Source organism: Pseudomonas sp. S04 (assembly GCF_009834545.1).
GTDB lineage: Bacteria > Pseudomonadota > Gammaproteobacteria > Pseudomonadales > Pseudomonadaceae > Aquipseudomonas.
Window position 1 is genome coordinate 4,718,968 of the sequence record NZ_CP019427.1, and the last position, 13,920, is coordinate 4,732,887.

Annotated in this window: 17 protein-coding genes; 5 read left to right on the forward strand and 12 right to left on the reverse strand. The window is 62.4% G+C overall.

Translation table 11 applies throughout. The features are described from left to right. Positions 1-17 precede the first annotated feature (17 nt). On the reverse strand, positions 18-776 hold the full coding sequence (locus PspS04_RS20920) for a 5-oxoprolinase subunit PxpA (protein ID WP_159997546.1): 759 nt from the start codon (positions 774-776) through the stop codon (positions 18-20). 126 nt (positions 777-902) lie between these two features. On the opposite strand from PspS04_RS20920, the gene PspS04_RS20925 reads away from it, so the two are divergent. Further along, a complete protein-coding gene (locus tag PspS04_RS20925) occupies positions 903-1,820 on the forward strand; it encodes a LysR family transcriptional regulator (RefSeq protein ID WP_095169788.1) in 918 nt (305 codons plus the stop codon). A 29-nt stretch (positions 1,821-1,849) separates the two neighbouring features. On the opposite strand, the gene PspS04_RS20930 is transcribed toward PspS04_RS20925, so the two are convergent. Next, on the reverse strand, positions 1,850-2,284 hold the full coding sequence (locus tag PspS04_RS20930; RefSeq protein WP_159997548.1) for a multidrug/biocide efflux PACE transporter: 435 nt from the start codon (positions 2,282-2,284) through the stop codon (positions 1,850-1,852). 89 nt (positions 2,285-2,373) lie between these two features. Between PspS04_RS20930 and PspS04_RS20935 the strand changes: the two genes are divergently transcribed. Next, positions 2,374-3,228 carry a LysR family transcriptional regulator gene (locus tag PspS04_RS20935; RefSeq protein ID WP_095169790.1) on the forward strand — a complete coding sequence of 285 codons (855 nt, stop codon included), beginning with the start codon at positions 2,374-2,376 and terminating at the stop codon, positions 3,226-3,228. A gap of 8 nt (positions 3,229-3,236) precedes the next feature. Here PspS04_RS20935 and PspS04_RS20940 read toward each other — a convergent pair whose 3' ends face one another. The 4 genes from PspS04_RS20940 to PspS04_RS20955 all read right to left on the reverse strand — a co-directional run bounded on the left by PspS04_RS20940 (position 3,237) and on the right by PspS04_RS20955 (position 5,855). Further along, on the reverse strand, positions 3,237-4,478 hold the full coding sequence (locus PspS04_RS20940; RefSeq protein WP_159997550.1) for an RNA polymerase sigma factor: 1,242 nt from the start codon (positions 4,476-4,478) through the stop codon (positions 3,237-3,239). Further along, positions 4,478-4,969 carry an SRPBCC family protein gene (locus PspS04_RS20945; RefSeq protein WP_159997552.1) on the reverse strand — a complete coding sequence of 164 codons (492 nt, stop codon included), beginning with the start codon at positions 4,967-4,969 and terminating at the stop codon, positions 4,478-4,480. The genes PspS04_RS20940 and PspS04_RS20945 overlap by 1 nt, the downstream gene beginning before the upstream one ends. A 39-nt stretch (positions 4,970-5,008) precedes the next feature. Further along, positions 5,009-5,353, reverse strand: a complete 345-nt coding sequence (locus PspS04_RS20950; RefSeq protein ID WP_159997554.1) for a YciI family protein — start codon at positions 5,351-5,353, stop codon at positions 5,009-5,011. A gap of 67 nt (positions 5,354-5,420) precedes the next feature. After that, positions 5,421-5,855, reverse strand: coding sequence for a YybH family protein (locus tag PspS04_RS20955; RefSeq protein WP_159997555.1), 435 nt, complete (start codon positions 5,853-5,855; stop codon positions 5,421-5,423). A gap of 141 nt (positions 5,856-5,996) precedes the next feature. Here PspS04_RS20955 and PspS04_RS20960 point away from each other — a divergent pair, with 141 nt between their 5' ends. After that, entirely contained in the window at positions 5,997-6,482 is a 486-nt protein-coding gene (locus tag PspS04_RS20960; protein WP_095169794.1) for a GNAT family N-acetyltransferase, read from the forward strand. A 42-nt stretch (positions 6,483-6,524) separates the two neighbouring features. Here PspS04_RS20960 and PspS04_RS20965 read toward each other — a convergent pair whose 3' ends face one another. The 3 genes from PspS04_RS20965 to PspS04_RS20975 all read right to left on the reverse strand — a co-directional run bounded on the left by PspS04_RS20965 (position 6,525) and on the right by PspS04_RS20975 (position 8,327). Then, positions 6,525-7,022, reverse strand: coding sequence for a GNAT family N-acetyltransferase (locus PspS04_RS20965; protein WP_095169795.1), 498 nt, complete (start codon positions 7,020-7,022; stop codon positions 6,525-6,527). Between the two features lie 86 nt (positions 7,023-7,108). Further along, on the reverse strand, positions 7,109-7,597 hold the full coding sequence (locus tag PspS04_RS20970; RefSeq protein WP_159997557.1) for a GyrI-like domain-containing protein: 489 nt from the start codon (positions 7,595-7,597) through the stop codon (positions 7,109-7,111). A gap of 67 nt (positions 7,598-7,664) precedes the next feature. After that, positions 7,665-8,327, reverse strand: a complete 663-nt coding sequence (locus PspS04_RS20975) for a LysE family translocator (protein ID WP_159997575.1) — start codon at positions 8,325-8,327, stop codon at positions 7,665-7,667. A 150-nt stretch (positions 8,328-8,477) separates the two neighbouring features. Between PspS04_RS20975 and alaC the strand changes: the two genes are divergently transcribed. Beyond that, positions 8,478-9,686: an alanine transaminase gene (gene alaC / locus PspS04_RS20980; RefSeq protein WP_095169798.1), complete on the forward strand. Its 1,209-nt coding sequence runs from the start codon at positions 8,478-8,480 to the stop codon at positions 9,684-9,686. 56 nt (positions 9,687-9,742) lie between these two features. On the opposite strand, the gene PspS04_RS20985 is transcribed toward alaC, so the two are convergent. Both PspS04_RS20985 and PspS04_RS20990 read right to left on the reverse strand, forming a co-directional pair. Next, positions 9,743-11,095, reverse strand: coding sequence for a GntP family permease (locus tag PspS04_RS20985; protein ID WP_095169799.1), 1,353 nt, complete (start codon positions 11,093-11,095; stop codon positions 9,743-9,745). An 82-nt stretch (positions 11,096-11,177) separates the two neighbouring features. Then, positions 11,178-11,711 (reverse strand): gluconokinase, encoded by a 534-nt coding sequence (locus tag PspS04_RS20990; protein ID WP_095169800.1) that lies wholly within the window; start codon positions 11,709-11,711, stop codon positions 11,178-11,180. Between the two features lie 215 nt (positions 11,712-11,926). Between PspS04_RS20990 and PspS04_RS20995 the strand changes: the two genes are divergently transcribed. Further along, positions 11,927-12,958 (forward strand): LacI family DNA-binding transcriptional regulator, encoded by a 1,032-nt coding sequence (locus tag PspS04_RS20995; protein WP_159997577.1) that lies wholly within the window; start codon positions 11,927-11,929, stop codon positions 12,956-12,958. A 9-nt stretch (positions 12,959-12,967) separates the two neighbouring features. Here PspS04_RS20995 and PspS04_RS21000 read toward each other — a convergent pair whose 3' ends face one another. Beyond that, the gene (locus PspS04_RS21000; protein ID WP_159997579.1) at positions 12,968-13,846 is read right to left on the reverse strand and encodes a LysR family transcriptional regulator; all 879 of its coding nucleotides are present in this window, start codon (positions 13,844-13,846) and stop codon (positions 12,968-12,970) included. Positions 13,847-13,920 lie beyond the last annotated feature (74 nt).

Here is a 13,920-nt window from a genome sequence, read left to right on the forward strand (position 1 = left end):
CGGTACCAAACCCAGCTTCAGCGAGGGGCGCGCACCGTGATCCCGGCTGCGTCCAGCGCCTTGCGTGTCGCCTCGACCAACGCCAGGGCACCCGGCGTATCGCTGTGCAGGCAAATTGAGTCGAAGTCGATCGCCAGGTCCTGGCCCTCGACCGTGCGCACCAGGCCTTCCTGGCAGGCACGCAGCACTCGCGCGGCGACCTGGTCCGGATCGTGGGCGCGCACATTGCGGGTAAAGACAATGGAGCCGCTGAGGTCGTACTCGCGGTCGGCGTAGAACTCGCGAATCACCGGCTGGCCGAGTTCTGTCGCGACGCGCCAGATGACTGAGCCGGGCATGCAATACAGCAGCAGGTCGGGCTCCAGGCGCTGCAGGTTTTGCACCAGCAATCGGGCCGCTTCCTCGTCCCGTGCCAGGTGCATGTACAACGCGCCGTGGGGCTTGATGTGTTGCAGGGCCACGCCCTGGACTCGCGCCAGTTCGCGCAGGGCGCCGAGTTGATAGAGCATGTCGTCGACCAGCTCCTGGGCCGGTGCATTGATGTGCCGGCGACCGAAACCTACCAGGTCGCGGAACCCCGGGTGTGCGCCAATGGCCACGCCGAGGCGCTTGGCCTGTTCGACGGTGCGGCGCATGGTACCGGGGTCGCCGGCATGGAAACCGGTGGCGATATTGGCCGAACTGATGAACCCCATCAGCTCAGTGTCGACACCATCGCCGATGGTCCATGGGCCGAATCCTTCACCCATGTCCGAATTGAAATCTACTGCCTGCATGACACGTGCTCCTGACGCTTGTGACTTCATGCAGGCCACGTTAAATTCCGCTCACCCCCCTTGGGAAGATCTATTAACAGATAGGGTATCTTCTGAAAAACAGATACCTGTTCGATCGGAGTCTCAATGTCACTGACCCTGCGCCAGGTCCGCTATTTCGTCGCCACCGCCGAGATTGGGCAGATTTCCCAAGCGGCGATTCACTTGAATATCTCGCAGTCAGCGGTGACCACCGCGATCAAGGAGCTGGAGGGCATGCTCGGCACCCTGCTGTTCCAGCGCTCGGCCCAGGGCATGAGCCTGACCGATGCCGGCCGGCATTTTCTCAACCGCGCCTACGTGATTCTGCGCAGCGTCGATGATGCCCTCAACAGCCCGCTGCCGGATGTACGGGCCAGCGGCCGGCTGCGCCTGGCAGCCAGCTACACGGTCATCGGCTACTTCCTGCCCCACCATCTGCAACGCCTGGAACACTGGCACCCGGACGTCGCCATCGAAGTCCACGAACAGGAACGCCAGGCCATCGAACAAGGCTTGCTGGAGGGACGTTTCGACATGGCGGTGGTGCTGACCGCGAACCTCACGCACCCCGATATCGTCTCGGAAATCCTGTTCAACTCCGAGCGGCGCCTGTGGCTGCCCAGCCATCACCCGCTGTGCGAGCGCTCGGCTGTCAGCCTGGCTGATGTGGCCCAGGAGCCCTACATCCTGCTGACCGTCGACGAGGCCGAGCAGGCGGCAATGCGCTACTGGGAACACGCCCACCAGCAACCGAAAGTGCGGGTGCGCACCAGCTCCGTGGAAGCGGTGCGCAGCATGGTCGCCAATGGCAGCGGCGTGGCGATCCTCTCGGACCTGGTGCACCGCCCCTGGTCACTGGAGGGCAAGCGCATCGAGACCCTCACCATCACCGATCCAGTGACCCCCATGAGTGTGGGCCTGGCCTGGCACCGCGAGCGGGAATTTACCCCGGCGATGCAGGCGTTCCGGGATTACTTCCACGATGCGTTCCTGGCCCCGCAACAACTGTCGAGCAGACGCTGAGGTGGGGCGCACTTGCAAGATCAGGTCAATCACTGCACTGCCCGTGCCAGCAACATCCGCTCCCGCAGCACGTCATAAACCCAGTGGTAGACGTAGGTGTACGGCAGAAAAAACAGCAGCACCCCGATGTCGAGAATCAGCGCCTGCAGCAGGCTGACGTTCAGCCACCAGGCAATCAGCGGCACACTGATCGCCACCAGGCCGCCCTCGAACAGCAAGGCATGCAACACCCGGGTCGCGGCACTGGGCACCAGCGCCAGACGCTTGAGCAAGCGGTCGAACAGACCGTTGAACAACACGTTCCAGGCCAGGGCAATCAGGCCGATGGCAATGGTCGCGACACCCATGTCGACCAGCGGCTTGTCCATCAGCCACGCCAGCAAAGGCGTACACAGCATGACCGCCAGCAGTTCAAAACCGATGGCTTGCAACACACGTTCAGTGAGGGATTTATGAGGACTCATGAGCCGGCTCCGGTGGGTGAATGTGTTGCCATCATCCGGCACAGCACCGATACTTCATAACCATTAACCATCGATCAAGGCGATAGTTCATGGCCTCACATGAAGTCCTGCTGGCATTCGTCCAGGCAGCCACCCAAGGCTCGTTTTCCGCGGCGGCGCGCAAGCTGGGCAAGAGCCAGTCGACCATCAGCGCGGCGGTGGCCAGCCTGGAAATCGACCTCGACCTGACACTGTTCGACCGCAGCAGCCGCAAGCCCGCCCTGACCTTGGCCGGGCATGTGTTGTTGCAACGCGCCGAGGACATCCTCGCCGCCACCAGCCGCCTGGAAATGAGCGCCGCGCAATTGTCCCTGGGAGTTGAACCGAAACTCACCGTTGCGCTTTCCGACACCTATCAATCGGATCGCTTCGAAGCCGCCTTGCAGGCTTTCGAACAGCGTTATCCGGACCTCGAGCTGGAATGCCTGATCGCCGAATGCGACGACTTGATTGCCTTGGTGCAACGCGGGCGCGCGCACTTGGCCTTCGCCGAAATGCAGGAGCGCTACCCGCCGGACCTGGACAGCGCCACCGTCGATGAACACACCGAGATCGCCCTGTTCGTCGCGCCCACACACCCGTTGGCGAGCCTGCAGAAAATCGATCGGCAAACCCTGCAACAACACCGCGAATTGCGCCTGGCGACCATCATCAATCCGTATGAGGTCCGGGCCCAGGGGCGGGTCTGGTCGGCCCCCAGTTACCTGATGCTACTGGAAATGGCCCAGGGTGGGTTCGGTTGGGCACCCCTGCCGCGTTGGCTGGTCGAGCGTTTTGGCGCCGGCACTTTGCAGGAGCTCAAGGTTCGCGGCTGGCCCCGACCGGTCTCGGTGGATGCGCTCTGGTCACGCTTGCACCCGCCGGGTCCGGCAGGCCGCTGGTTGCTGGACAGGATGCTCGAGTGACGCCCGCCTCAGGTGCGCGCCAACTCGGCCAGGCGCCGCTCGATGAAACGGCGCTCCGGCACTTGCTGGGTCAGTTCCAGCGCACGCTGATAGGCCGCCCTCGCCTCCGCAACGCGACCCAATTGCCGACAGAACTCGGCACGCGCCGAATGCGCCAGGTGGTAATCGAGCAACTCGCCACGCTGCAAAATCCCATCGACCAGGGTCAACCCCGCCAAGGGCCCGTCACGCCGGGATAGCGCAGCGGCCCGATTGAGTTCAATCACCGGCGACGGTAGCGCCTGCAGCAAGACGTCGTACAAACCGACGATCTGCGCCCAATCCGTGTCCCCGGCGGTGGGTGCCTCGGCATGCACCGCCGAGATCGCCGCCTGCAGGCAATACGGGCCGATTTCCCCCCGGCCCAGCGCATGCTCGATCAAGGCACAGCCCTCGGCGATCATCTGCGCGTCCCACAGCGAACGGTCCTGTTCATCGAGCACGATCAACTCTCCGCTGGCCGAGGTGCGCGCCGGGCGCCGCGACTCGTTGAGTAGCATCAGGGCCAGCAACCCCATCACCTCCGGCTCCGGCAGCAACTCCAGGAGCAGGCGCCCCAGGCGAATCGCCTCGCGGGTCAGGTCTTCGCGGGTCAGCTCACTGCCCACCGAGGCCGAATACCCTTCGTTGAACACCAGGTAAATCACCCGCAGAACGCTGTCCAGGCGCTCGGGCAACTCAGCCAGGGACGGCACTTGATAGGGGATTTTGGCGTCGCGAATCTTGGCCTTGGCCCGCACGATTCGCTGGGCAATGGTGGCCGGCGCGGCGAGAAAGGCGCGGGCAATTTCTTCGGTGGTCAGGTCGCAGACTTCACGCAGCGTCAGCGGCACTTGCGCATCGGCGGCCAGTGCCGGGTGACAACAGGTGAAGATCAAGCGCAAGCGATCGTCTTGCACGTCCTCGACACTCCATTGCGCTTCCTCGAGTTCTTCGAGTTGCGCCACCAATTGCGCCTGGGACGCGGCAAACCGGGCCCGCCGACGCAGGCCGTCGATGGCTTTGAAGCGCCCGGTGGACACCAGCCAGGCCCGCGGATTGTCCGGCACCCCGTCCCGCTGCCAGCGTTCGACCGCGACGAAGAAGGCTTCCTGCAGGGCCTCTTCGGCCAGGTCGAAATCCCCCAGCAAACGAATCAGGGTGGCGAGGATACGCCGCGAGTCGTTGCGGTAGACCGTCTCGACCAGCGCCTTGACCGCCTCGTCCGGCATCAGTCCGGCATGCCGCTGGTCACCAGGGCCTCCAGCCGGTCGAGGCTCTGGCCCCAACCGTCATGAAAACCCATGCCCTCGTGGGCCTGCCGATCGGCCTCGCTCCAGTGCATGGCGCGTGCGGTGTAGAGGGTCTTGCCGTCGACGTCGTCAAAGGTCACTTCAGCGGTCATGAACGGTTTGCCCGAAGGAATCCAGCCAGGTGCATAGGCATCGGTGAACACCAGCCGCTGCGGCGCATGAATCTCCAGGAACACCCCGCTGGTGGGGTACTCGCTACCATCGGGTGCGCGCATCAGGGTGCGAAACCGGCCGCCGACCCACAGGTCCATTTCGCACTCCGGCGTGGTCATGCCGTGCGGCCCCCACCATTGGGCGAGCCACTGCGGCTCCGTCCAGGCACGGAACACCTTGCTGCGCGGCGCATCGATCAGGCGGCTGATGGACAACTCGAAGGCTGCTGGCTCAGCGCCAGCGTGAGGGATGCTCATACATAGACTCCTGCTTGATTATTGTTCTTAGGGGGGTGATCAGGGATTCAGCTGGCGTACCGGACGCACTTCCACGCTGCCGACCCGGGCCGCCGGGATCTTCCCGGCCACCTGGATCGCCTCATTGAGGTCCTTGGCCTCGATCAGGTAGAAACCGGCCAATTGCTCCTTGGTTTCGGCGAACGGACCGTCGGTGATCGACAGCTTGCCGCCCCGCAGGCGCACCGTGGTGGCGCTTTGCACTGGCTGCAAGGCCTCGGCGGCGAGCATCCGCCCACTGCCCTGGACCGACTCGGCATACGCCATACACTCAGCGTCTTCGGGGCTGTCAGGTGAACTGTGCAGCACACGCTCGTCGCTGTAGACCAGGCATAAGTATTTCATCAGGCTCTCCCACATCAGGCTGATCAACTATGGCTGCAGATTGCAGGTTGGGTAAAAAACCCGACGATCAGGGCTGCAGTTCGAACAACGCCGCGCCACTGGCCATGTCGAAGGGCGCCGACCAATGCTCGTGGACGATTCGCCATTGCCCGCCGATCCGCTGATAGCCGGCGGTGGCACGCATCCAACTGCCCTTGACTTGACCCTGCTCATCCGCCCCGCCGCAGTGCACCAGCCAGTGGGCGAAAGCCAGGTCCTGGCCTTGCGCCACCTGCAGTTGTGCGAACTCGAACAGGTGCGGTCCCGGGCAATAGTTCATGCACTCCTCCCAGTGTGCGCGGTAAGCCGCCTTGCCCTTGAATTGCAGGGCCTTGACCGCATCGAACGAGACGATGTCGTCGGCATAAAAGCCCATCAGCGCTTCAACGTCCTTGGCGACTATCGCTTGTCGGTAGCGTTCGATCAGGGTCTGGATCTCAGTGTTTTCGGTTAACGCATTCATGACGCAACTCCGAGTGTTTACTGTGAAGACACTCTTAGTCGACTGGTGCAAAGGCAAATCGACAGGCCAAAAAAAATAATTGCGAGTGCGCCAAACTGGCTAAAATCCGAGCCTCAGTTTTTCGCCGCAGGGATCCCGCCAATGGCCACGCACCTCGTGCCCTACCAACAGCTTTCGGCGCTGCAACGCCAACAGGTGGAATGCATCGAGATCGATCCGTTGCAGAAGTCATTCGCCGGCGATATCCATGGCGCGCTGCACTCGCTGAGCGCAGCCGCAGGCGATGCCATCCGCGGTTTTGCGTTGGTCGCCGACGACATCCCCGTGGCCTTCCTGCTGCTCAAGCGCCCGCCCTTCCTGCCGGCCTGGGCCAGCCAGGACACCGCCACCCTGCATGCCTTGCAGGTCGACCGTCGCTGCCAGGGCCAGGGTTACGGCAAGGCCTGCCTGCAAGCCCTGCCCGAGGTTGCGCGGCAGGCCTGGCCCGAGATCAATGGCCTGGAATTGTCCGTGGATACCCACAATGAGGCGGCGCTGGGGCTTTATCTCAAGCAGGGCTGGATCGACAGCGGCGACGCCTACAAAGGCCGGATCGGCTATGAGCGGCGCATGGCCCTGGCCTTCTGAATCAACCACACGTGCTGTGCATCACTGAGCGGACGCCAGTCCCTACAGGTCCAGCGCCATCTCGTGCCAGGCCAACCCGCCATGCTCCGAGGCGGACTCCTTGAGGTAGGCAAAACCGAACCCGGCATACAGGCCAACGTGCTGCTCGCGGCACATCAGGTTGATGCGGATCTTGCCCAACTCGCGCATGTGCGCGATAAACGCGCTCATCAACTGCTTGGCCAGGCCCAGCCCCTGGAAGTCCGGGTGCACCACCACCGACATGATCACCACCTGTGGACCGTCGGGGTCATGGCCGATCATTTCCTTGAAGGCTTCGTCGGCCATTTCCACCTGGTAGGCGGCGCCGGAATTGATGAAGCCCGCCACGACACCCTCGACCTCGGCCACGATAAAACCCTGTGGCCAGGTCTCGATGCGGGTGGCGATTTTCTCCCGGGTGGCCGCTTCATCGCCCTCGTAGGCCTCGGTTTCGATGGCGAAACAGCGGTCCAGATCAGCCGGCGTGACCTGGCGAATGACAGTCGTGGGAGCGTTCATGGCGGGGGTCCAGTCAGCGAAAAAAGGGGGCGCAAGCATAATTCAATCCGCCGCGCATATCGATCCTGCCCCCGTTCTCGCGTGGCTCAAGCGGCTTTGAGGGGTACCCAGATCTCCAGCACGCCCTGCCCGGTTTGCGGGTCGAAGTCGGCGCTGTAGCGCTCGAACTCGGGTGCATCCGCGGCCTCGCGGCCTGAGGCCGGCAGCCAGTTTTTCCAGATGTACTCAAAGGTTTGCGCCAGGCTGTCGAGGCCACCTTGATGGGTGAACACTGCATACTGCTGGGGCTGGATTTCCACCCAGCGATAGGACTCGGGCAGGTCGTCGAGCTTGCTGATTTCGACCCCGGCGACGTACTCGAAACCACCCTTGCCATCCGGGTTGCAACACACGCCGTAGGTCAAGTCGCCCGTTTGCCCCGGCACCTTGCCGATGTGCGGAATAAAACGGTCCCAGAGCTTGGGAATGCCCTCGGTGGCGTCCACGGCAAATCGTCCGCCCAGTCCGGCGATCAGCATAAAATGCCCCGTTTCGAAGCGCGGCTGTGCCGCTACCTGCTGTTTTGGCTGATCCACGAATCACCTCCTGCCACTGAAAATTGGGTTCGGCTGGGAGTATAGAAGCGAAACCGGATTCCCCCAGTCAAAGCCCAGGAAGTTCTGCCACGCCAGCCGCGCCGATAAACTCCTGGTAACCCGATAGGATCACGTAGACCGCGAAATAGCAGAAGATCGCTGCAGATGCCAGGTAGCTATAGCGCAGCAGTTTATCGCCCAGCAACTTGCCGCCCTGGGTCGCAGCCAGGCACAAGGCCAGGCACCAGAGAATTCCGGCGCAAAAGAACCCGGCCAGGAACAACCCGGCACTGGCCAGGCTGTTGCCGCCTGCGCGGGCAATCAGGGTCCCGCCCACCGCGGCGAACCAGAGAATGGCACTGGGCGAGGACATCGCCAGGAAAATCCCGCGAAAGAACTCCCGACGATGGGAGCCGCCACTGACCTCTGCTGTCTGCGCCAGGGCGGCGCTGTGGTGGATCGCCGAGTAGATCATCTTCGCCGCGAAGTACAGCAACAGCAGCGAACCGCCGACCCACAACACCCAGCGCACCGCCGAGTACTGCAGCAGAACGGTCATGCCGGCCAGCGCCAGCACCGCGTAGACCAGGTCGCCGACACAGGTGCCCAGGCCCAGGGCAAACCCTTGGAAATAGCCGCGCTGCATGGCCAGGGTGATCATTGCAATGTTGGCCACGCCGATATCCAGGCACAGCGAAAGGCTCAGTAAAAAGCCGCTGGAAAACTCCATTTTTTTATCCTGTTGCTGTCAGTGCCGGGGAAAAAAGTTGCTGGGTGCCTCTGGACAAGCGGCCATCGGCGCCCTTATCGTGCGCCCAGACCACCGCAGTGGTCGGCGTCGCTCGGACGGTTCCGGGCGCTCACGTTATCAGAGGCAACAATGGCAGACCAAGGTTCGCCGCGCCGCTTTGCGCGCATAGATCGACTCCCCCCTTACGTATTCAATATCACTGCCGAGCTGAAGATGGCCGCCCGTCGTCGTGGCGAAGACATCATCGACTTGAGCATGGGCAACCCCGACGGCCCGACCCCGCCCCACATCGTCGATAAATTGGTCACCGTCGCCCAGCGCGAAGACACCCACGGCTACTCCACGTCCAAAGGCATTCCCCGCCTGCGCCGGGCTATTTCCCGCTGGTACAAGGATCGCTACGAGGTCGACATCGACCCGGAAAACGAAGCCATCGTCACCATCGGTTCCAAGGAAGGCCTGGCGCACCTGATGCTCGCCACCCTCGACCAGGGCGACACGGTACTGGTGCCCAACCCGAGCTACCCGATCCACATCTACGGTGCCGTGATTGCCGGTGCCCAGGTGCGTTCGGTGCCGCTGATTCCGGGCGTGGACTTCTTCGCAGAGCTGGAGCGAGCCATTCGTGGCTCGATCCCGAAACCGAAGATGATGATCCTCGGGTTCCCGTCCAACCCTACCGCGCAGTGCGTGGAGCTGGATTTCTTCGAACGGGTAATCGCCCTCGCCAAGCAGTACGACGTCCTCGTCGTGCACGACCTGGCCTACGCCGACATCGTCTACGACGGTTGGAAAGCCCCCTCGATCATGCAGGTACCGGGCGCCAAGGACATTGCCGTGGAGTTCTTCACCCTGTCCAAGAGCTACAACATGGCGGGCTGGCGCATCGGCTTCATGGTCGGTAACCCGGAACTGGTCAACGCTCTGGCACGGATCAAGAGCTACCACGACTACGGCACCTTCACCCCGCTGCAAGTGGCGGCCATCGCGGCACTGGAAGGCGACCAGCAATGCGTCAAGGACATCGCCGAGCAATACCGGCAACGCCGCAACGTGCTGGTCAAGGGTCTGCATGAACTGGGCTGGATGGTCGAGAACCCGAAAGCTTCGATGTACGTCTGGGCAAAGATCCCCGAAGCTTATGCCCACCTGGGTTCGCTGGAATTCGCCAAGAAGCTGCTGGCCGAGGCCAAGGTCTGTGTATCGCCCGGGGTGGGTTTTGGTGAGTACGGCGACGACCACGTGCGCTTCGCCTTGATCGAGAATCAGGACCGGATTCGCCAGGCAGTGCGGGGGATTCGCGGGATGTTCCGCGCGGATGGGTTAGTCACTAAGTAAGACGATCAGCCACAAAAAAACCGCATCGCTGCGGTTTTTTTGTGGCTGCGAAACGCTTAGACGAACAACGACAACAGCAGGATAAAGCCCAGCGCGACGATGGACAGGATGGTTTCCATCGCGGTCCAGGTCTTGAAGGTTTCCGCCACGGTCATGTTGAAGTACTGCTTGACCAGCCAGAAGCCCGCGTCGTTGACGTGGGACAGGATCAGCGAGCCGGCACCGGTGGCCAGCACCAGCAGCTCACGGTTGACCCCTGGAATCATCCCCACCACTGGCACCACGATGCCCGCACCGGTAATGGTTGCGACAGTCGCCGAACCGGTCGCGATACGAATCACTGCCGCCACCAGCCATGCCAGCAGGATCGGCGAAATCTGGGCGCTTACGGCCATATGCCCGATCACATCACCCACACCGCTGGTCACCAGCATCTGCTTGAAGCCACCACCGGCACCGATGATCAGAATGATCGCGGCGGTTGGTGCGAGGCTGGCATCCAGCAGCTTGAGGATGCGTTTGGAGTCGATGCCCTGGCGATGGCCGAAGGTGTACAGCGACAGCAGCAACGCCAGCAGCAGCGCCGAGATCGGGTGACCGATCATGTCCATCCAGGTGCGGAAGAAGTTGCCGTCCGGCAGCGCGACGTCAGCGAAGGTCTTGAGCAGCATCAGGAACACCGGCAACAGCACGGTGAACAGGGTGATGCTGAAGCTTGGCAGGCTGGCCGAATCCGGTTCGCGGGCCAGTTGATCCACCAGTTCCTGGTTAGGGTGACCGGGGATGTACTTGGCAATGAACGTACCGTAGATCGGACCGGCAATGATCGCCGTCGGCAGAGCCACGATCAGGCCGTACAGAATGGTTTTACCGATATCGGCGCCAAATACCCCAATGGCCAGCAACGGCCCCGGGTGTGGCGGCACCAGCCCGTGCACCGCCGACAGGCCGGCCAGCAGCGGGATACCGATCTTGATGATCGACACGCCCGTGCGCCGGGCCACGATGAACACCAGCGGGATCAGCAGCACGAAGCCGATTTCGAAGAACAGCGGAATGCCCACCAGGAACGCGGCAAACATCATCGCCCACTGCACCCGCTCTTTACCGAACGAGCGGATCAGGGTCTGGGCGATCTGGTCGGCCCCGCCCGATTCGGCCATCATTTTGCCGAGCATGGTCCCCAGCGCCAGGATGATGCCGACAAACCCCAGTACCCCGCCAAAGCCGTCCTGGAACGCCTTGATGATGGTGCCGATCGGCATGCCCGATGTCAGGCCGAGGAACGCCGCGGCGATGATCAGCGCAATGAAGGGGTGGAACTTGAACTTGGTGATCAGGACAATCAAGCCGATCACCGTGACCACTGCATCAAGCAGCAGGAACGAGTCGTGGGACATGCCGAACATTAGGGGTGACTCCTGGTTGTTGTTGTTATTAAAGCGGGTAATTCGAAAGCCATCAGGACAGCGCTACCTTTAAAAACAAAACTCATACGGCGAGCTTCAGGCCATGCCCAAGCCACCAATGGTGGGCTTGCGCGGCCAATTGCTCGACGCTGTGGGTCGAAGCATCCAGCGCCAGGGTCAGCGCTTCGCCGACCGGGGACTCGAGCGTGGCGAACTGGCTGTCGATCAGGGTCGACGGCATGAAGTGGCCCGGACGGTGGGACACCCGATCCGCGGCCACTTCCCGGGTCAGTTCCAGGAACACGAAGCCCAGGCCCGGCAAGGCGCTACGCAAGCGCTCGCGATAGCTGAGCTTGAGCGCCGAACAGGTCAGCACCGGGCGCTGGCCCGTGGCGTCGACGCGACGCAATTCGGCGCACAGGCTGTCGAGCCAGCCGGCACGGTCGTCGTCGTTCAGGGGAATACCGGCGCTCATCTTTTCGATGTTGGCCGCAGGGTGAAAGCTATCGCCTTCGATGCCGGTCGCGCCGCTGAGCTGGCACAAGGCCTCGCTGACGCTGGACTTGCCGCAGCCGGCCACGCCCATGATGACCAGGGCGGAGATTGGTTGACTCATGTAACACCTCAGCGCGAAGACAGCGCTACCTTTGCTCATTGAGACTCTAGTGCAAACGCAGCCATCGTCGACGTCTTCTTGTCATTTTTATGGGTTGCAGCACGTTCTTGCTCAACGCCAAATTGTAGGGATCAGGCAACCCCCGCTCATTCATTTGCAGACGCATCGAGACAGCGCTACCTTAGTGCCTTGAATTTTGTTTGGCAAGCCGCCCGATGACCTCCACTAAAAACGATAAAAATCCCCGCACCACTGGCCGCCCTACCCTCAATGAAGTTGCTCGCCTGGCGGGGGTCAGCCCGATCACCGCTTCCCGCGCCCTGCGTGGGGTCAGTACGGTGGCCACCGAACTGGTGGAAAAGGTCCAGCAGGCCGCCCTCGAACTCAATTATGTGGTCAACCCGGCCGCGCGTGCGCTGGCCTCGGCCCAGAGCCATTCGGTGGTGGTGCTGGTACCCTCGCTGTCGAACCTGCTGTTCATCGAAACCCTGGAAGCCATTCACCAGGTACTGCGGCCCAAAGGCTTCGAAGTGCTGATCGGCAACTTCCACTACTCCCGTGACGAAGAAGAAAACCTGCTGCGCAACTACATGGCCTATCAGCCACGCGGTTTACTGCTGACCGGTTTTGATCGCACCGAAAGTTCGCGACGGATGATCGAGGCCAGCAACATCCCCTGCGTGTACATGATGGAACTGGACCACGCTGCCGGGGTGAACTGCGTCGGTTTTTCCCAACTCAGCGCCGGCGAAACGGCGGCCGAGCACTTGTTGTCCCGCGGCCGCAAGCACCTGGCGTACATCGGCGCGCAGCTGGATCAGCGCACCTTGCTGCGCGGTGAAGGGTTCCGCCGGGCCTTGCAGAAGGCCGGTCGCTACGACCCGGACCTGGAAGTACTGACCCCGCGCGCGTCTTCCGTGGGCCTGGGCGGCGAGTTGTTCCTGCAACTGCTGGCGGCCCAGCCGGATGTCGACGGGATCTTTTTCGGCAACGACGACCTGGCCCAGGGCGCATTGCTTGAGGCCCTGCGCCATGGCATCCAGATTCCCCAGCAGGTGGCAATTCTCGGTTTCAACGACTTGCCGATGTCCGAGCACATGGTGCCGCGCCTGAGCAGCATCTATACCCCCCGCGAAGCCATTGGCCGGCGCGCGGCGGAACAGATGCTGACGTTGATGGCGGGCAACAAGGTGGCGCGGCCGGTGGAAGACATGGGGTTTGAGCTGAAGATTCGCGAAAGCAGCTGAGACTGGCGCCTACACCGTCTGGCCGAGCAGATCGACCAGGGCCAATGCGCCCTTTTGCAGCGGCTGGCTCTTGAGCCATACCGCATGCACCGGCAGCACCAGGCCGTTTTCGATATTGCGGAAATTCAGCCGTTTCAAGCGCCCTGAATCCAGGCGTGCCTGCACCACCGACAGCGGGAAATTGCCCCAGCCCAACCCCGCCTCGACCATCTCCAGTGCCGTTTCCAGGTTGTCGGTGCGCCAGCAGGATTCGGCCACCAGCGGCCGGGTCTCGCTGATCGGCAGATCGCGGCTGGCGACGAAAATCTGCCGCACGTGCACCAGGTCCTCGAGAAACAGATCCTGTCCCTGCAGCAACGGACTGTCCGCCGCCAGCGTGGCGATCATGCGTTCGCTGCCGACGAATTGAAAGCGCTCCAGCACATTCATGCTCAGCCCGGCAAACGCCAGGCACAGGCTGACGCGCCCACTGTGCAGCATCGCCAGCACGTCATCCTGCGGCGCCGTCAGCACTTCGACGTCGAGCAACGGATGACGCTCGGCAAGCACCTTGATCGCCGCCAGCAAGCGGCGCCGATCGATGTCCGCGACCACGCCAATCGACAGCTTGCTTTCCAGCCCCAGCGACAACTGCACCGCGTGCACCTGCAACTGCTTGAGCTGCCCGGCAATCAGCCGTGCGTGGGGCACCAGCGAATTGGCCATGGCGGTGGGTTGGGGTTCGCGGTGGCTGCGGTCGAACAATGGATAACCGAGCTCTGCCTCCAGATTGGCAATGCCCATGCTCACCGCCGAAGGGACCTTGCCCAAGGCCCGGGCGGCCGCGGAAAAAGAGCCGCGCTCAATCACGGCGAGAAACAGTTCGATGCTGTCGCTGTTGAAGTTCACTGGATCAACCTATCAATAAAACTGAAAGCTACTGACTTTTTCTGTCATCTCCATTGAAGCTATCTTTCGTCGCC